The 17,984-nt window shown below is 47.9% G+C and carries 19 protein-coding genes and 1 riboswitch; all 19 genes read left to right on the top strand.

All coding sequences use genetic code 11. From position 1 onward, the window contains the following. The first annotated feature begins 9 nt into the window (after positions 1-9). The 19 genes from cysK (at position 10) to AC58QC_RS21525 (ending at position 17,919) form a co-directional block, all read left to right on the top strand. Complete coding sequence (gene cysK, locus AC58QC_RS21615) at positions 10-930, top strand: cysteine synthase A (protein ID WP_497417145.1); 921 nt, start codon at positions 10-12, stop codon at positions 928-930. 201 nt (positions 931-1,131) lie between these two features. Continuing rightward, entirely contained in the window at positions 1,132-1,623 is a 492-nt protein-coding gene (locus tag AC58QC_RS21610) for an Lrp/AsnC family transcriptional regulator (protein ID WP_497417144.1), read from the top strand. A gap of 15 nt (positions 1,624-1,638) precedes the next feature. Next, positions 1,639-2,841 (top strand): aminotransferase class I/II-fold pyridoxal phosphate-dependent enzyme, encoded by a 1,203-nt coding sequence (locus AC58QC_RS21605; protein WP_497417143.1) that lies wholly within the window; start codon positions 1,639-1,641, stop codon positions 2,839-2,841. An 81-nt stretch (positions 2,842-2,922) separates the two neighbouring features. Next, positions 2,923-3,189, top strand: coding sequence for an aspartyl-phosphate phosphatase Spo0E family protein (locus AC58QC_RS21600; RefSeq protein WP_497417142.1), 267 nt, complete (start codon positions 2,923-2,925; stop codon positions 3,187-3,189). A gap of 60 nt (positions 3,190-3,249) precedes the next feature. Continuing rightward, a complete protein-coding gene (locus tag AC58QC_RS21595) occupies positions 3,250-3,777 on the top strand; it encodes a hypothetical protein (protein ID WP_497417141.1) in 528 nt (175 codons plus the stop codon). Positions 3,778-3,809: 32 nt separating this feature from the next. Next, positions 3,810-3,962, top strand: a riboswitch (cobalamin riboswitch). A 158-nt stretch (positions 3,963-4,120) separates the two neighbouring features. Continuing rightward, positions 4,121-5,140, top strand: a complete 1,020-nt coding sequence (locus tag AC58QC_RS21590) for an ABC transporter substrate-binding protein (protein ID WP_497417140.1) — start codon at positions 4,121-4,123, stop codon at positions 5,138-5,140. Further along, a complete protein-coding gene (locus tag AC58QC_RS21585) occupies positions 5,140-6,177 on the top strand; it encodes a FecCD family ABC transporter permease (RefSeq protein ID WP_497417139.1) in 1,038 nt (345 codons plus the stop codon). The genes AC58QC_RS21590 and AC58QC_RS21585 overlap by 1 nt, the downstream gene beginning before the upstream one ends. 5 nt (positions 6,178-6,182) lie before the next feature. Further along, entirely contained in the window at positions 6,183-6,959 is a 777-nt protein-coding gene (locus tag AC58QC_RS21580) for a heme ABC transporter ATP-binding protein (protein ID WP_497417138.1), read from the top strand. Positions 6,960-6,979: 20 nt separating this feature from the next. After that, the gene (locus AC58QC_RS21575) at positions 6,980-8,137 is read left to right on the top strand and encodes a nicotinate-nucleotide--dimethylbenzimidazole phosphoribosyltransferase (protein ID WP_497417137.1); all 1,158 of its coding nucleotides are present in this window, start codon (positions 6,980-6,982) and stop codon (positions 8,135-8,137) included. 100 nt (positions 8,138-8,237) lie between these two features. Further along, positions 8,238-8,798 carry a bifunctional adenosylcobinamide kinase/adenosylcobinamide-phosphate guanylyltransferase gene (cobU, locus tag AC58QC_RS21570; protein WP_497417136.1) on the top strand — a complete coding sequence of 187 codons (561 nt, stop codon included), beginning with the start codon at positions 8,238-8,240 and terminating at the stop codon, positions 8,796-8,798. A 284-nt stretch (positions 8,799-9,082) separates the two neighbouring features. Further along, positions 9,083-10,081, top strand: coding sequence for an adenosylcobinamide-phosphate synthase CbiB (gene cbiB, locus AC58QC_RS21565; protein ID WP_497417135.1), 999 nt, complete (start codon positions 9,083-9,085; stop codon positions 10,079-10,081). Then, positions 10,057-10,884 carry an adenosylcobinamide-GDP ribazoletransferase gene (cobS, locus tag AC58QC_RS21560; RefSeq protein WP_497417134.1) on the top strand — a complete coding sequence of 276 codons (828 nt, stop codon included), beginning with the start codon at positions 10,057-10,059 and terminating at the stop codon, positions 10,882-10,884. Before cbiB ends, cobS begins: the two co-directional genes overlap by 25 nt. A gap of 17 nt (positions 10,885-10,901) precedes the next feature. After that, on the top strand, positions 10,902-12,017 hold the full coding sequence (gene cobD, locus AC58QC_RS21555; protein WP_497417133.1) for a threonine-phosphate decarboxylase CobD: 1,116 nt from the start codon (positions 10,902-10,904) through the stop codon (positions 12,015-12,017). Then, positions 12,010-13,608: a cobyric acid synthase gene (locus AC58QC_RS21550; protein ID WP_497417132.1), complete on the top strand. Its 1,599-nt coding sequence runs from the start codon at positions 12,010-12,012 to the stop codon at positions 13,606-13,608. The genes cobD and AC58QC_RS21550 overlap by 8 nt, the downstream gene beginning before the upstream one ends. A gap of 1 nt (position 13,609) precedes the next feature. Beyond that, positions 13,610-14,179 (top strand): cob(I)yrinic acid a,c-diamide adenosyltransferase, encoded by a 570-nt coding sequence (locus AC58QC_RS21545; RefSeq protein WP_497417131.1) that lies wholly within the window; start codon positions 13,610-13,612, stop codon positions 14,177-14,179. Further along, on the top strand, positions 14,176-15,117 hold the full coding sequence (locus tag AC58QC_RS21540) for an RluA family pseudouridine synthase (RefSeq protein ID WP_497417130.1): 942 nt from the start codon (positions 14,176-14,178) through the stop codon (positions 15,115-15,117). The genes AC58QC_RS21545 and AC58QC_RS21540 overlap by 4 nt, the downstream gene beginning before the upstream one ends. A 127-nt stretch (positions 15,118-15,244) precedes the next feature. After that, entirely contained in the window at positions 15,245-15,610 is a 366-nt protein-coding gene (locus AC58QC_RS21535) for an arsenate reductase family protein (protein WP_497417129.1), read from the top strand. A gap of 7 nt (positions 15,611-15,617) precedes the next feature. Then, positions 15,618-16,715: a site-2 protease family protein gene (locus tag AC58QC_RS21530; protein ID WP_497417128.1), complete on the top strand. Its 1,098-nt coding sequence runs from the start codon at positions 15,618-15,620 to the stop codon at positions 16,713-16,715. Between the two features lie 28 nt (positions 16,716-16,743). Then, positions 16,744-17,919 (top strand): aminotransferase class I/II-fold pyridoxal phosphate-dependent enzyme, encoded by a 1,176-nt coding sequence (locus tag AC58QC_RS21525; protein ID WP_497417127.1) that lies wholly within the window; start codon positions 16,744-16,746, stop codon positions 17,917-17,919. Positions 17,920-17,984: the final 65 nt, after the last annotated feature.

The following is a 17,984-nucleotide window of genomic DNA, read 5'->3' as shown; positions in this document are numbered from 1 at the left end:
GGGGCACCAATGTCCAAAAAGATGGTTAACAGCATCACAGAGCTAATCGGAGATACCCCCGCAGTGCGGATTAACCGTTTATTGGAGCCGGAAGCTGCTGAGCTTTATGTGAAGCTGGAGTACTTCAATCCGAGTGGAAGCGTGAAGGATCGAGCTGCATGGAATCTCATTGATCAGGCTGAGAAGTCAGGACTCCTTCAACCAGGTGCGACGATTATTGAGCCTACAAGCGGAAATACAGGCATTGGTCTTGCGATGAACGCGGCGGCTAAGGGATATAAAGCGATTTTGATAATGCCTGATAATATGAGTAAAGAGCGCATAAATATCTTGAAGGCCTACGGTGCCGAAGTCGTGCTGACGCCAGCCGCTTTGCGGATGCCAGGTGCAATTGCCAAGGCTGTGGAGCTGCGGGATCAAATTCCCGGCAGCTTTATTCCACAGCAGTTTGAAAATCCAGCAAATCCGAGTATTCATCGGATAACAACTGCACCAGAAATTTTGCAGCAAATGGAGGGCCGGTTAGATGCATTCGTAGCGACCTCGGGAACGGGCGGTACGATTACGGGGACTGGAGAAGTGCTTCGGGAACATCTGCCGAATATCCAAATTTATGTCGTAGAGCCCAAGGGATCACCTGTGCTTTCCGGTGGAAGCCCGGGGCCTCATAAGCTGGTTGGAACAAGTCCAGGTTTTATTCCAGCTATTTTGAACACAAGCGTCTACGATGAAATTGTACAAGTGTCGGATGAGAATGCGATTCAAACGATGAGGGATCTAGCAAGCAAGGAAGGCATCCTGGTCGGCCCTTCTGCAGGAGCCTCAGTGTGGACAGGTATTCAGGTTGCGAGGAAGCTGGGGGCAGGAAAACGAGTACTTTGCATTGCACCAGATACGGGTGAACGCTATTTAAGTATGGATCTTTTTTAACTACGCAATGAGGCGAGTTAGGAAGACAGAAAGCCACATGGAGCGTCATCCAGTGGCTTTTTATTTTGCCAATGGAAGTGGAATATTCAAATATATATAAATATTCTGCCTTTCTTCTGCGATCAGTAATTGAATTAGGACAGTGATTCATTGTAAGATGAATGGATGAATGAAACATATTTCAGAAAGGTAGGTTTAACCATGGATACTTTGAAGCTTAAAATTCTCGATTTACTGAAGGAAGACGCCCGCAGGAGCGCGGATCTGATCGCCACCATGTTAGGAACGGCGGAGGCCGAAGTTGCGCGAGCGATAAGCGAGATGGAAGCGGATAAGGTCATCGTCAAATACGCGACAGTCGTAAACTGGAGCAAAGTAGATGACGAAAAGGTTACCGCCCTAATTGAAGTGCAAATTACGCCGGAGCGCGGGCGCGGGTTTGATGCGATTGCGGAACGGATCTATTTATATCCAGAAGTCAAATCGGTTTATCTCATGTCAGGGGCGTACGATTTACTTGTCGAGATTGAGGGAACCTCATTGAAACAGGTTGCTTCTTTCGTATCCAACAAGTTGTCGCCGATTGACCGAGTTCTTTCCACGAAAACGAATTTTATTTTGAAAAAATACAAACAAGACGGCATTATTTTCGAAGATCAGGAAGATGATCATCGAATGCTTGTTTCGCCGTAAGGGAGAGGTAGCGCCATGATCAAGGATGAGACTACGATTCAAACAAGTAAAAAATCCATGCAGGACTACCTCGCTCCTGCTGTACGTGAAATGAAACCGTCAGGTATTCGTAAGTTTTTTGATCTCGTAAGCAATAGCAAAGAGGATATTATCTCATTGGGTGTTGGCGAGCCGGACTTCTCCACACCGTGGCACGTTCGTGAAGCTGCTGTTCATTCCTTGGAGCGAGGCAGAACCAAATATACGCCAAACTCTGGTATTCCTGAGCTCCGCGAAGCAATTGCGAACTATTTGTATACTTCGTTTAAAGTCAAATATGAGCCATCGAATGAAGTGCTCGTTACGGTTGGCGGCAGTGAAGCTATCGATTTGGCACTGCGCTCACTGATTACACCGGGGGATGAAATTCTAATTCCAGAGCCGTGCTATATTTCCTACTCGCCAATCACAGCCATTAGTGGTGGTGTGCCGGTTGGTATCGAAACGTTCGCTAAGGATCAATTCAAACTAACGGAAAAGGCACTTCGTGATGCAATTACGCCACGTTCCAAAATATTAATTCTTTGCTACCCAAGCAATCCAACAGGCGGCATTATGACCTATGAGGACTGGCTGCCGATTGCCAAAGTTGTTGAAGAGCACGATCTGATCGTCATTTCCGATGAGATTTATGCAGAGTTGACATACGGTCAGAAGCATGTGAGTTTCGCTGCAGTTCCAGGGATGCAGGATCGGACGATTCTCGTTAGCGGATTCTCCAAGGCTTTTGCAATGACAGGCTGGCGGATGGGGTATGCTTGCGGTCACCGAGAGCTAATCTCGGCGATGACCAAGATTCACCAGTATACGGTTATGTGTGCACCAGTCATGGGGCAAGTAGCCGCACATGAAGCGTTGACGAATGGATTGGAAGAGAAAGATCGCATGATCGAATCCTATAATCAACGGAGACGATTGGTTGTCAAAGGCTTCCGTGAGGTTGGACTCGAATGTCATGAACCACAGGGCGCATTCTATGCGTTCCCAAGTATTGTGGCTACGGGATTAACATCCGATGAATTTGCACAGCGTCTCTTGTACGAGTCTAAGGTTGCTGCTGTACCTGGTGATGTATTTGGATTAGGCGGGGAAGGTTTCTTGCGGTGCTCTTATGCTTACAGTGTTTCCCAACTTAATGAAGCTTTAGAGAGAATTGGTAATTTCTTAAGGAAATTATGACTTTTGCAATAAATTTTTGTAATATATTCATATGTTCATAGGTAACGAAAACTGGTATTCTAATAGTAAGGAGGGATGAGCATGGCTTTTATGGAATATCAGCTTACTAACTTTCAGAAGCAATTTCAAATTCGCGAGCAAGAGTTCGGACAGCGTTGGCTGACCAGACATGCCAAGAAGCAAAATTCCCTAACTTTACTAGAAGAAGAGATCAACACCTTGCGACGTAAAATGGAACAGATGGTCATGGAAGGCAGAGAAATGACATCTGATGAAGTTGTAGAATTAAGCACGTTGCTGGATCGAAAAATAAATGAATATATGACATCTGGAAAGAAAAGTCGGTGAAAACCGACTTTTCTGGCGACTATCGATAAGAGAGAGTACACGACGGAGGGAAATACTTACATGAAGGCGAAATGGCTATTCGTTGTATTGTTAGGCATGATGCTGGCGCTTACTGCATGTGGTGGACCGAAAGCAGATGTTTCCGTATTTATTATGGGACCTAATGGTTTTCCAAGTGAAGCGGCAGAGAAGATGGAAGTTTCCTTGAAAGCTAAGGTAGGCGAATTACCTACTGTGAAGCTGAATACATCCCCTATTTTTTCAATGGAAAAAATGATTGTCGAGCTAGCTGCTGGTGGGAATGGGATCTTCATCTTGGGTGAAGAGCAGTTCAAAGGCTTGAGTAACCAAGCGGGATTCGTTTCACTAGACAACACGATTAATCCGGCAGATTACCCTGAAGGGGTTATCGAAATCAAAGAAGAAGGCAAAGCCGCAGAAAAGCATCTATATGGTATTCCACTTGCAGGGAATAAATGGATGAAAGACCAAGGCTATGAAGGTAAAGGTTTGTACGCGTTCATTCCTCAGAATGCTCCGAAAATGGACGAGGCTTTGAAAGTCCTCAAAATCATTGCGCAAAAGTAAGAGAACGTCTATAATCGACAAATAGCTTGATCGTATAATTAGCAATCATAGGTACTAGTAAGCTTCCAATTAGAAGGTTATTAGTTTAGGGGAAGTCGGTTCAAATCCGGCACGGTCCCGCCACTGTAATTCAGGCTTGCGAAAGTCTGGAGAGTCAGGATACCTGCCTATGGTGCCGTTACAACATCCTTCGAGGAAAAGGATCGCGTTAAATCAGGAAGCAGCGTACGTAGGTTCGTTGCCCAATACCGCGATTTATCGTCTCCTTCGTTCCTAGTGAACAAGGGGACTTTTTATTTTGGCTTGAGATCGAAAAAAATGATGAAGAAAGAGGGTTTATTTGATGAAACAAAGCAGGATCAAGAAGGGTCTTATTTTAACATTAGCGGTTGCAACAGCCATTTCTTTAGCGGCATGTGCCAAAAAGGAAACAGAAATCTCGGATCCATCGAAGCTTGGCGGTGAGGCGACGAAGGCGCCAACAACAACCTCATCGTCATCAGTACCTGTCGCAGCGAAGAAGACGACCTATCCTTTGAAAGTGAAGGATGCAACAGGCAAAGAATTTACATTCGATAAAGCGCCAGAACGTATAGCCTCGGTTTCCCCGTCAGAGACAGAAGCATTGTTTGCGATTGGTCTTGAGGCGAATATCGTGGGCGTATCTGATTTCGATGATTATCCAGAAGCGGTTAAATCAAAGCCGAAGCTAGGCAGCATCACAAAACCAAACATGGAGGCAGTCATTGCTTCCAATGCAAATCTTGTGTTCACAGGTGTTTCCATGAGTGCAGAATCCGTAGAGAAGCTTCGCGCATTGAACATTAATGTGTTTAAAGTAGAGCCCAAAACGCTAGACGATGCCATTAATAACATTCAAACCTTTGGACTAATTACAGATCATCAGGAGCAAGCGGAAAAAGTTGTCGCTAAAATGAAAGCGGATCGTCAGAAGGTCGTCGATGCAGTGAAAGACGTGAAGGAACAGAACAAGAAAAAGGTGTACATAGAGTTTGCACCAGGTTGGACTGTGGGAAGCGGAGAATTCATGGATGAATTGATCAAGCTCTCAGGTGGGATTAACGTAGCTGGCGACAAAGCGGGTTGGTATGAAATCAGTGAAGAGAAGATCATTCAGCAGAATCCGAACGTCATTCTATTCGCCAATGGCATCATCGACACCAAGAGCAAAAAACCTTTAGAAGAAATTATTCGTACACGCGGTGGGTGGGATGCCATTGACGCCGTGAAAAATAAACGTGTGGTAGGTCTTGACCAAAACTCGCTAAGCCGCCCAGGTCCGAGATTGACGGATGGTCTATTGGAAATGGCGAAAGGCATCTATCCTGAATTGGTGAAATAATGAAAAGAAAATTGATGCTAGGGGGAGGAGTAGGGGTTATACTCCTTCTTCTTTCTATTGTGGTGAGTTTATCTATTGGTTCAGCTCAGCTTCCTATTTCGCATATTGTGGGGATTCTGGCCAAGCATCTACCTTGGATAGGAAGTCACATCGAGGTGAACTGGCCGCAGTCATCCGAACAAATTATGAATAAAGTACGAATCCCACGTGTGCTGCTGGGTATTCTTGTTGGGGCAGTGCTCTCCATAGCAGGCGCTGGTTTCCAGGGAGTTCTGCGCAATCCGCTCGCCGATCCTTACTCGCTAGGCGTATCTTCAGGGGCTTCCGTAGGGGCTGCATTTCTTATCTATTTCGGGTTGCAATTTGCCTGGTTTGGACAATGGTCGATCCCGATTGTAGCTTTCGTGACGGGGCTAATCTCCCTGTTCCTGGTCTTGAAGCTGGCCATGATTGATGGGAAACTGAAGATGGAAACGCTGATTTTATCCGGCGTCGTGATGCAAGCATTCTTAGGTGCGTTCGTGTCGTTCTTGGTTTCCATTTCGAACCAAACGATAAATGAGATTATTTTTTGGCTCATGGGCAGTCTAGCGATGCGAGGATGGTCATATACGTATATGATTTCACCATATCTCCTAATTGGCCTCGTAGTTCTGCTAAGTTATGCCAGATCGTTAAACCTGCTTGCATTGGGTGAGCGCCAAGCCGCCCATCTCGGCGTTCATGTGGAGCGTACGAAGTTGATCGTACTGATCGCTTCAACATTGATTACAGCTGCTGCTGTATCTGTGGCAGGGGTCATCGGTTTCGTTGGGCTGATCGTTCCGCACTTAGTGCGTCTGCTGGTTGGTCCAGATTATCGATTGATTATTCCCTTATCCGCGATTGGCGGAGGGATTTATGTGTTATGGGCTGACACCCTGGCTCGTACGCTGCTTAGTCCTACGGAAATTCCATTAGGGGTTATAACGGCGTTTCTGGGTGCACCATTTTTTGCCTACTTGCTCCATAAAGATAAGAAAACGTTAAGAGGTTGATAACGATGATTAAAGTGGAGCAGCTCTTTCAGAGTTTTGGGGAACAACAAGTCCTGGATCGGATAAGCTTTGAGGTTCGGCAGGGGGAGTTTTTCGGGATTATTGGACCCAACGGCAGTGGTAAATCTACCTTGCTTCGACTCCTCTCAGGCATGGATCCTGTTAGGCAGGGGAATGTGCTTATAAAAGGAAAGACGGTATCCTCGTATTCGCGAAAAGAACTGGCTAAGTGGCTCGCTGTTCTTCAGCAGGATGCATTGCCCCCCATTGGTTTCACGGTTCGTGAAGTCGTGGAGATGGGGCGGTATCCATTCCAGAATTGGCTTGGCGAGGATATGGCTGAAGCAGATGGACTTATAGATGCGATTATTACAAAGCTTGAACTGGAAGCGCTCGCAGATCGAACAATAGAGCGTTTAAGCGGAGGAGAGCGTCAACGCGTTGCGCTAGCCAAAGTGATGGCGCAGCAGCCAAGCTTGCTCATGTTGGATGAGCCAACCACCTTTCTAGATATCGGCTATCAAATACAAATGATGGATTATATCCGAAGCTGGCAGCAAGAGTCGGCGCTTACGGTTGTAGCTGTGCTGCATGACTTGAATTTGGCTGCGCAATACTGCACGCGATTGATGATCGTACATGAGGGGCGGGTAACCGCCATAGGAACGCCAGAAAACATCATTACAAGTGAACGAATTGCAGACGTGTACGGAACAGAGCCGATTGTACTGAAGCACCCTGTGAGTGAAGTGCCGCAGATTATATTACAACCTGGGAAATAATTGAAAACCGGAGGATGATAATGATGAACAGACTACATACCTTGATTAACTCGATTGAGCCTATCCATCAGGAGGTGGCGTTTCAAGCCAATGATCATTTGAACCAATTGACAAAGCCACAAGGCAGCTTAGGAAAGCTAGAGGATATTGCTCGCCAAGTCGCAGGAATTACAGGCGAGGTGATGCCGACTTTTGATAAAAAAGCTGTTATCGTCATGGCAGGTGATCATGGTGTATGTGAGGAAGGCATCAGTGCCTTCCCTGCGGCAGTGACACCCCAAATGGTACTCAATTTCCTGTATGGCGGTGCTGCTGTTAATGTACTGGCTAGACATGCCGGAGCTGATGTGGTTTGTGTGGATATGGGAGTCAATGCGGAGCTGGAGCATCCGAATCTCGTCTCGCGCAAAGTAAGAATGGGCACGCGCAATATGGCGAAGGAAGCGGCTCTTACGCTGGAAGAGACGATTCAGGCGGTACTAGCAGGGAGCGAGATCGTGGATGATTTGGTGGCAAAAGGGTATCGACTTTTCGCCACGGGCGAAATGGGAATTGGCAATACAACCGCTAGCGCGGCGATTTTGTGCGCGTTGACGGGGTTGGACGCTGGCCTTGCTGTCGGCCGTGGAACGGGAATTGATGATGCGACTTGGCTGCATAAGCAGTCGGTTGTGAATACGGCGCTGGATGTGAATGGATTGCGCGGGCGGGGAGATTGCGCGGGAGCAGGTGCAAGTGCAAATGCAAGTGCGGGTGCAAGTGCAAGTGCAAGTGCAAGTGCAAGTGCAAGTGCAAAAGAAAGCTCAAGCGCGGAATTTGCGCTTGAGGTATTAAGTAAGGTCGGCGGATTGGAGATCGCCGGACTCGTTGGGGTGATCCTGGGCGCGGCGAAGCATCGCTGCCCGGTTGTCGTCGACGGCTTCATCTCGTCGACAGCTGCGCTCGTGGCGAGCCGATTAGCTCCGCTAAGCGCGTCCTACATGCTCGCCTCGCACTTATCGCAGGAGCAGGGACATACGAAGCTGCTCGAGTCGGTTGGCCTCGCAGCGATGCTGCAGATGGATATGCGACTTGGCGAAGGCACAGGAGCGGTGCTTGTATTCAACTTGATCGATGCCGCAGGCAAGATCATGAAGGAAATGGCAACATTCGAAAGCGCAGGCGTATCGCGGGGTTAAGTGTGGTGGCGGCAAGTCTGAAGCTGTAATGCGAGTACGTGCGAAGCTGCAAACAAAGCAGCAAACGGATAGAAGCAGAGAGAAGGAGGCGAGAGACACCATGGCGGTTCTGGTAACGGGTGGCGCGCGCAGCGGCAAAAGCTCCTTCGCGGAGAAGCTGGCGATGCATCGCTGCCAGCGAGGGGTTTACATCGCGACCTCCCACATCTACGATGAGGAAATGAGGGAGCGGGTTGGTCTGCACAAGCGGCAGAGGCTTCGCTCGGGATTCCCTTGGGAAATCCGGGAGGAGCCGTATGCGCTGCGGGTTTGCCTCGAGCAGCTGGACGAGAGCGGCGAGGGGGCTGTGGTGTTGGTCGACTGCCTAACCCTGTGGCTGACGAACTGGCTGCTTCATTACGAAGAAGCTAGCGACGCGGTTCAGCTTGTAACGAAGCAAATTGATGAGCTTGTGGAAGCCGTGTCTACCTACAGTGGACAACTCATCCTGGTTACGAATGAAGTGGGTGACGGCATTGTGCCGGAATACCCGCTAGGCCGTCAATTTAGAGATTTGGCCGGACGGATGAATCAGCGATTAGCTGAAGTCTGTCAGCAAGTGTTCCTGGTTACGGCTGGTATCCCAATTGAACTAAAGAGTAGAGCTTATGTTTTAGACTAGTAGTACTACTCACGTACCCCGAAATAGGTAGTCAATCCCGTATCTGGGTCAAAAAAGCTAAGAACTGCAAAAGTGCAGGATTTTGTGGCAAAATACTTAATCTGAAGCACCATTCCTGCAAAAGTGCAGGAAATTAACCGGAAATAGTCCGAAAACTGCCGAGATAAGCAAAAAACTGCATTATCGCAGGAATATCCCTTTTAACACGCGTTTTACAAGTGAATGATGTATAATTGCAGGCTCTTACCAGTAGTGAGAGTCAAGTATGGAATGGTGAAGCCCTTATGTGGATATATACATGGCAAGAAATCGTCTGGATGACGGCTGCTGCGATCGCATTGGACTTGATGCTTGGCGACCCAAAGTGGCCCACTCATCCTGTTATTATCATTGGTCGTTGGATTCGCTGGGTGGAGGATAGGCTACACCCAAGAAATGATTTTTTGAGCAACAAAGAGGATGAACATCCTACAAGGCTTCGAATGAAAGGCATCCTGCTCACTCTTTCCACAATCACATTGAGCTTTATTGTGGTTCTTGTGCTGGTACATTTCGCTAACGATATTCATCCATGGCTAGGGTACGCAGTTTCAACTTGGCTCATCTCCACTACGGTGGCGATCAAAGGCCTGAAGGATGCCGCGTATCTGGTCTACAATCCGCTGCGCGAAGGCAATCTCGCGGATGCTCGCAAGTACACCGGCTACATTGTGGGCCGGGATACGGATGCGCTCCACGAGGAGGAGCTCACGCGAGCCGTCGTGGAGACGGTCGCGGAGAACATCGTGGACGCGGTCATCGCGCCCTTGTTCTACGCGCTCATCGGCGGTGCGCCGCTTACGATGCTTTACCGTGCATCGAATACGCTGGATTCGATGGTCGGCTACCGAAATGACAGATACCGTCATTTCGGCACCGCGTCGGCCCGCTGGGACGACGCCATGAACTGGATCCCGGCGCGGCTGACCGGGATCTTGCTGATCCTCGTGGCCCTGGTGAAGCCGGGCCTCTCAGCTCCACGCGCAGCGGCGGCGATTCGCCGCTTCGCGCATCTACACCCCAGCCCGAACAGCGGGATCCCGGAGTCGGCAGTAGCCGGGGCACTCGGGATCGAGCTTGGCGGGCTGAACGTCTATGGCGGCGCTGCGAGTGAGCGTGCCCGCCTAGGCTTGCCGCTGCGTCCGCGGACGCAGCGGGATATTGTGCACGCCGTGAGCATGCTCTACGGCGTAAGTTATCTCGTGATGGGAGGACTCCTGTGCGTCATACTCGTACTTTGGTAGACTGGCTGGGAGCCGGTCTAGCCGCCTTTCAATTTCTGACTCGTCTGCCGATTCCGGTGCAGATTAACTATACGGAGCGTGTAATTCAACGCAGTTCGGTCTTTTATCCGCTTGTGGGCTTCGTGATCGGTCTGCTACTCCTATTGTCAGGAGAAGGGCTCTCCTACGTGATGCCAACCATGCCTGCAACTGTCTTGCTGCTTACAATTTGGGTGGTCCTAACAGGCGGACTGCATCTGGATGGCCTGATGGATACAGCAGATGGCATTCTGAGTCATAGACCACGCGAGCAAATGCTTGAGATTATGAAGGATAGTCGCGTTGGCGCGATGGGCGTTATTGTGTGTGTTCTACATCTTTTGCTCAAATTTTCATTTCTGTACACCTTGCTGGAAGCGGAACAACTGGGTGAACGAGGTAGTCTGCTTGTCCTGCTGGCCATTATCCCGATTTGGAGCCGTTGGTTCATGGTTGCGGCGATTAAAAATTGGCCTTATGCACGGCCGAATTCCGGGTTAGGCAGTTTGTTCCGTGGCGTAAACAACAAGTATGTCACCTTTTCCCTGATAGTAGCTCTGCTGACTACTACGCTATTTGTTTACTTCGTTAACCCAACCTCGTTGCCCAGCTGGAGCATTGTCTTAGGCTTCACTGTCATTACGACTCTTGCAGGAACAGCCATTGCGGCCTACATCAGCAGCAAACTAGGCGGCCTTACAGGAGATACTTACGGCGCTTTAAACGAGCTTCTGGAAAGTGTGCTCTTGCTTGGAGTCATCGTCATTCAAATGCATAGCGTGTAACCCTTAGAAGGAAAGGAATGACCATTATGTTAGAGCGTTATGGACACGGGGGCGATCTGTGGACGGCGGAGGAAGCTTTTCATCGGCCGAAGGAGCAGTTTCTGGATTACAGCTCTAATATGAACCCTCTTGGACCTCCCGAAGTGGTGAAAGAGATTCTGACAGCGAGCTGGCGTGATATCGTCAAATATCCAGATCCTGCTGTTCGTGATCTACGTCGAAAACTATCGCTGAAATATGAGATCGATCCCGAGAGTATTCTAGTTGGAAACGGTGCAGCAGAGCTGATTGATTTGATCATTCGCGTGTTGAAGCCAAGAGCGACAGGGCTTGCGAGGCCATCTTTTAGCGAATATGAAGAAGCGGTTCACAAAACGGGTGGTGGGCTAACCAATATCCCGTTAAACCCTCAGAACCAATTTGAACTTCAATGGCCTGACATCGAAGCAGTATTACCAGCTGTTGACTTGTTTTTCCTCGGTCATCCCAACAATCCCACAGGTAAACTACTTCCTCGCCACGTGTTAAGCAGTTTGCTCCAGAGTCAGCGTAAGCTTGTACTTGATGAGGCTTTTATGGATTTTGTTCCTCAGGAGGTGGAGCATTCGCTTCTAAAGCTTGCTTCAACAAGTCACGATCTAATCGTGATCCGCTCAATGACGAAGTTTTACTCGATCCCAGGTATTCGTTTAGGCTTTATGGTGGCTCACCCAGATCTCATTCAGCAACTGCGACAGCAACAGGTGCAGTGGAGTGTGAATTACCTCGCCCAGCGTATTGGCTCAGCAGTTCTGGAGGATGAGGCCTTTGAGCAGTCCACAAGGGAGTGGCTGAGCGTCGAGAAGCCTTGGCTTATTGAACAACTGAGTAATTTAGGGTTGGAAGTTGTACCGAGTGATGTGAATTTTTTGTTGTTTTCATTTCCAGCGTCGAGTGGGATTAACGTTAAGCAAGCTCAACTGTATATGGGTCATCAAGGGATTCTTATTCGGGATGCTTCGTTATTTGAAGGTCTGAATGAACGGTATTGTCGCGTAGCAATACGACTTCGGGTGGATAACGAGCGTTTACTCCAAGCCTTACACAACATGATGAGTGACTTATCTAGGAATGGAGGTTCAGACCATGCGTGAATCAAAGTCTGCCGTTCTTATGATTCAAGGCACAGCTTCTGATGTTGGCAAAAGCATTATTACGGCGGCTCTATGCCGTATTTTTGTTCAGGACGGCTGGCTGACGGCCCCTTTTAAATCGCAAAATATGTCCCTCAACTCCTACATCACGTTCGACGGCAAAGAGATAGGCAGAGCGCAAGGTGTGCAAGCAGATGCTTGTCGAATTGTCGCTACGACAGATATGAACCCGATTCTGCTCAAGCCTAAGCAAGACATGGTCGCCCAAGTTGTTGTTCATGGTAAGCCTTATGCAGATTTGGATGCAAGAACATATAGAGAATCCTATTTGTCGCAAGCGGAAGCGATCGTGAAAGATGCATTAGAACGCTTGCGATGCGAATATGATATGGTTGTTCTGGAAGGTGCAGGAAGTCCGGCTGAGGTCAATCTTAAGGATCGCGACATCGTCAATATGCGACTGGCTGGTTGGGCAGATTCACCGGTTCTGCTGGTTGCTGATATTGATCGTGGCGGGGTTTTTGCTTCGATTGTGGGTACGCTTGAAATCTTGACCCCAGAGGAACGAGATCGGGTGCAAGGCTTTATCATTAATAAATTTCGCGGGGATGTCAGCTTGCTGAAGCCTGGCTTGGATTGGTTGGAAGAGCGCACAGGGAAGCCAGTTCTCGGCGTTATTCCCTATTTGCAGCAGTTGGGTATAGAGGACGAAGACTCAGCATCACTCGATTCCAAACGGACACAAAGCAGAAGGTCTCCGAACAGTATTGGAAAAAAATCCGATCAACTGGATGTCGCCGTTATTCGCTTTCCACGCCTTTCTAACTTTACGGACTTTGATCCGCTAGAAGAGGAAACGGATGTGCATTTTCGTTACATCGAGCATCTCACTGACTGGGGAGAGCCGGATGTGGTCTTACTTCCTGGAAGTAAGAATACGATGGAAGACTTGCACTACCTGAAGGAGTCGGGGTTGGCTGCCCGATTAATCTCCTTTGCCCAAGAGGAAAAAGGTTGGATTGTTGGTATTTGTGCGGGTTATCAGATGCTGGGTGTCACACTTTCAGATCCTGGGCGGTACGAATCGGAGCATGCGGAGCTCGAAGGCTTAGGGCTGCTGCCGACAGTGACAGTATTTACACCGGATAAGCGAACGGTACGGGTACAGGGTGTCAGCTCGCTTTTCGTAGAAGAAGGATATGAGCTTAACATCGACGGCTACGAAATCCACATGGGGCGGACGCAATACCTGCAAGATATCGTTGCTCCATTCCGAATCGCGGAAACAAATGCAATTACCTCCATTCAAACCGAAACTCCTCTTCATCATGACGGAGCAGTCTCCTTAGATGGGCATGTGTGGGGAACTTACATCCATGGCATTTTGCACAATGATGATTTCCGTAGAGCTTGGCTAAATCAGATTCGATTACATAAGGGCTTAACCCCAATCTCACAAGGACTTCGTTATAAGGAGCGCCGGGAAGCTGCATTTGATCGATTGGCTGAGCATGTAAGAGCTCACTTGGATATGAAGCGAATTTATGCGATGATGGGAGTAACACATCCTACGAAACGGGAGGGGTTTTGAGATGAAAATATATACACGTACGGGAGATGCCGGCCAAACCAGCGTGATCGGGGGGCGTGTGGACAAAGATGATGATCGAGTCGAAGCCTATGGGACGACCGATGAGCTGAATAGCTTCCTAGGTCAAGCGATGAGCTTCATGGATCCGCAGAAATACACGGACTTATTACCTGATTTGCTGCAGGTTCAGCATGAACTATTCGATTGCGGTGCAGATCTTGCATTGCTGAAGCAGGATTTGCGTCCCTATAAAGTAACGGCAGACATGGTGGATGCCTTAGAGGCTTGGATTGATAAATATGATGCAGAGACGCCAGATATTACGCGCTTTATTTTGCCGGGAGGCGGGACCGTGTCATCGACTTTGCACGTATGTCGTACGGTATGCCGAAGAGCTGAGCGCTTAGTCGTTACCTTGGCTCGCACACAAGAGATTAATCCCGAGGTACGCCGATATTTGAATCGATTGTCCGACTTTTTTTTCACGATTGCCCGCACAGCGAACTTCCGTGAGGGGATTGCAGATGTGGAATATATACGCAGTGCTGAGGTGTTTAAACGTAAATCATGAGCTATTATGAACCATTAGTGTACGTTGTCCCGCCAGAGGAAGAGGGCTTTATTCTCAAAACTGTGCTGCAAAAAAGATTGATGGTCTCACGTAAATTGTTATCCCGCATCAAACTTACTGAACGTGGGATTACAGTAAACGGGGAAAGGCAGTACATCAATATCAAAGTAAAGGCTGGCGACCGTGTGGAAATTCGGATGGAGGAAGAGCAATCTGAGGATATTCTGCCTCAGGATCTTCCGCTGCACATTCTTCATGAAGATGAGCATCTGCTCATCCTAGCTAAGGATGCGGGCATCATCGTCCATCCGACACATGGTCATTATGTGAATACGATTGCGAATGGGGTCGTGTACCATTGGCAGCAAGCGGGGATTACGTGCCGTTTCCGCCCTGTGCATCGACTGGACCAAGAAACCTCTGGCGTTCTAGCCATCGCGAAAACACCTTATGTGCATCAGCAAATTTCCGAGCAAATGATTCAGCATCAGGTGAAAAAAGAGTACCTTGCCTTCGTCTGGGGCCAAGTAACCTCACCTACTGGAACAATCAATGAGCCCATTGATCGTGATGACGATCAGCCTCATGTGCGCATCGTTAGGCCTGACGGATACGCTGCGGTGACTCATTACGAGGTTGTGAAACAATTCGAGAAGGCCGCGCTCGTTCGGATTTGGCTGGAAACGGGGCGTACGCATCAAATTCGCGTACATATGCGACACTTAGGTCACCCGCTATTGGGGGATAAAATGTACACATTGCCTCAGTTCGAGGGCTATGCGGCTGAACTTGAAGCTAGCGAACGGTTGCAACGTCAGGCGCTTCATGCGTACAAATTGGGCTTTGTGCATCCAGGCACAAGGGTATGGACAGAATTTAATGCACCTTTACCTGTAGATTTATCTGAACTTGAGCAATGGTTGACCGATATGAGGTAAATAATTAAAAACCATTCCAATTTTTGGGTGGTTTTTCTTTGCAATTACTTGACTTTCCAAGGCAATTAGCCCAAAATTTTAAGTAGTTCTATGAGAGCATCATACAGCATAAAGGAGTTATTACAACATGGGAGTTAAAGTGTATGGTTACGATAAATGTGGGACGTGCCGGAGTACAGTAAAGTGGCTAAAAGCGCACGATGTTGAAATTACAGATCAAGTCCCTTTATTTGAAACACCGCCTACAGCAAAAGAACTAGCGGAATTGCTTAAGTTAAGCGGATTTGAGATTAAGAAATTTTTCAATACATCAGGTGAAGTCTACAAAGAAATGAATTTGAAAGACAAGCTGCCGGGCATGTCACAAGAACAAATGCTTGATTTGCTAGCCTCAAATGGGCGATTAATCAAGCGGCCTATCGTAACGGATGGCCATAAAGTTACCGTCGGCTTCAAAGAAGATGTATTTGAGGATATATGGGCGAAAGGGTGATGTGTTCGTGGGAGACAATCAGAAGCCAGCACGCAAAAAGTCACCACTAGCCATTGGCGGATTCATCGCTGTCCTCTTATCACAAGGTAAGCTGCTGCTTGCCGCTTTGAAGCTTGGCAAAGTTGGCGGGGCCGTCATCTCGATGTTCATCACGATCTGGGCTTACGCCTTTCTGGCGCCATTGCCGTTCGCGATTGGCATCGTAATCATGATCCTGATTCACGAGCTTGGCCACGTGGTTGCAGCGAAGATGAAAGGGCTTCCGGTTTCTGCGCCAGTCTTTATTCCTTTCCTCGGTGCGCTAATCACGATGAAGAAGAATCCAACCGATGCGGCGACAGAAGCTTTTATCGGAATTGGTGGCCCTATTCTAGGTACCCTTGGGGGAGTTGCCGCTTTTGGCGTAGGCGTGTATTTCGATTCAGCTGTAATCGTATCTGTTGCTTATGCTGCCTTTTACCTCAATTTGATTAATTTACTTCCGATTCATCCCTTGGACGGTGGGAGAATTTCGACTGCGGTAACACGCTGGTTATGGTTACTTGGTTTGATTGGCGGGCTCGTATTTATTATCTACATCGATAGTTATTTTTCGAGTAAAGTTATTTTCTTTATCATCTGGGCGATGTTTGCTTGGGATTTGTATAAGAAATATGTACGGTATCGACATAAAGAAGAGCGCGTTACTGTCGCTACACGATTTGAATTTCCAGCCAATCATTTATTACAGCAAGGTTATATGATCCCAGGTGAGAGTCACACGCGTGACTTGGACTATATCACATACTCAGAATTACAAGGCCCAGGCGCTGGCCGACAAACCTTGACGATGTCTTGGCAGGGTATTGGATTTGAGGGGCAAGCTTATTTGCCTGTACAGGCGGTCGTCAAGAGAGTCCAATTGGTAAAAGTGGAACGTATGAATAAAGAGGATGGCTTGCACCTAGGTCTCCAAGTTCAAGTGGAATACTCCCCTCTAGGGCTGCAAGAGAACTATTATGACGTGCCAGTCAAGACACGCTGGAAGTTCGGTATTTCGTATTTGGTATTAATCTTATTTTTACTGTATATGATTAGACTCGTTCATCAGGTCGGCATTATTTGATGACAATTACATAATGAGGAAGTTATCCATGACATTTAAAGGATCTAGGCGGCTGCAACAGCTGGGCTCGGCCATTTTTTCTGAAGTGGCAGAATGGAAGAGAGAGGTTATGAACCAAGGGGTGGACGTCATAGATTTAGGTATAGGAAGTCCTGACCTACCCCCCTCTCATCGAATTTTGGAAGCAATGGCGGAAGCCGTTCGCACCCCATCATATTACGGTTATCCCACATCCGAAGGGAGCCTAGCGTTTCGCGAAGCAGTAGCCAAATGGTATCACTATCGTTTCGGTGTCGAGCTCAATGCTGAAACTGAAATATTAACCTTGATGGGCTCACAAGATGGGCTTGCTCACTTAGCGCTTTCACTCTGTGATCCTGGGGATATCGCTATTGTCCCCGATCCAGGTTACCCCATATATTCGGCAAGTCTCGTGTTAGCGGGCGTTGAGCCCTACTTACTTCCGCTGCGTGCAGCTAATCATTTCTTACCCCAATTAGAGGACATCCCAGATGACGTGGCTGCTAAGGCGAAATTCATCCTGCTTAACTATCCAAGCAACCCGTTGTCTGCTGTTGCAGATCGTGCTTTCTTTGAGCATTTGATTTCCTATGCCAAGAAGCAAGATTTGCTTGTTGTACACGACCTTGCCTATTCCGAAATGGCTTTTGACGGCTATAAGCCAATGAGCATTTTGGAAATTGAAGGTGCTAAGGAGGTTGCCGTTGAATTCCATTCTTTATCCAAAAGCTTCAATATGGCAGGCTGTCGTATCGCATTTCTAACCGGTCATGCAGATGCGGTCAAAGCTCTCAAGACTCTCAAATCGAATATTGATTATGGGGTATTCGGTGCTATTCAGGCAGCAGGTATTGCAGCTTTAGAAGAAGACATGGAAAACGATCACACTGTCTCAAGTATTTATGAGAAGAGACGAAATGCATTTATTTCGGCATTAAATGATGCGGGTTGGATCATTCCACCACCGAAAGCAACGATGTTTATTTGGGCTCCCATACCCAAGGGTTGGACGTCTCGACAAATTTCCCGGGAAATGTTATTCCAGACAGGCGTTGTTGTTATTCCTGGCGATGCATTTGGCGCTGAAGGAGAAGGATTTGTCCGTATTGCTTTAGTGCAAGATGAGGCTCGATTACTTGAGGCAGCAAGGCGTATAGGAGATTGGCTACGATCCTTAGAATGAAAGTTAGAGATATTGGTAAAAATAGGAGAATGAGAGACATATGTAGATGTAAGGTCTTACGAAAA

The organism is Paenibacillus sp. J22P51 (genome assembly GCF_059692215.1).
This window is presented reverse-complemented; position numbering and strand designations above follow the sequence as displayed.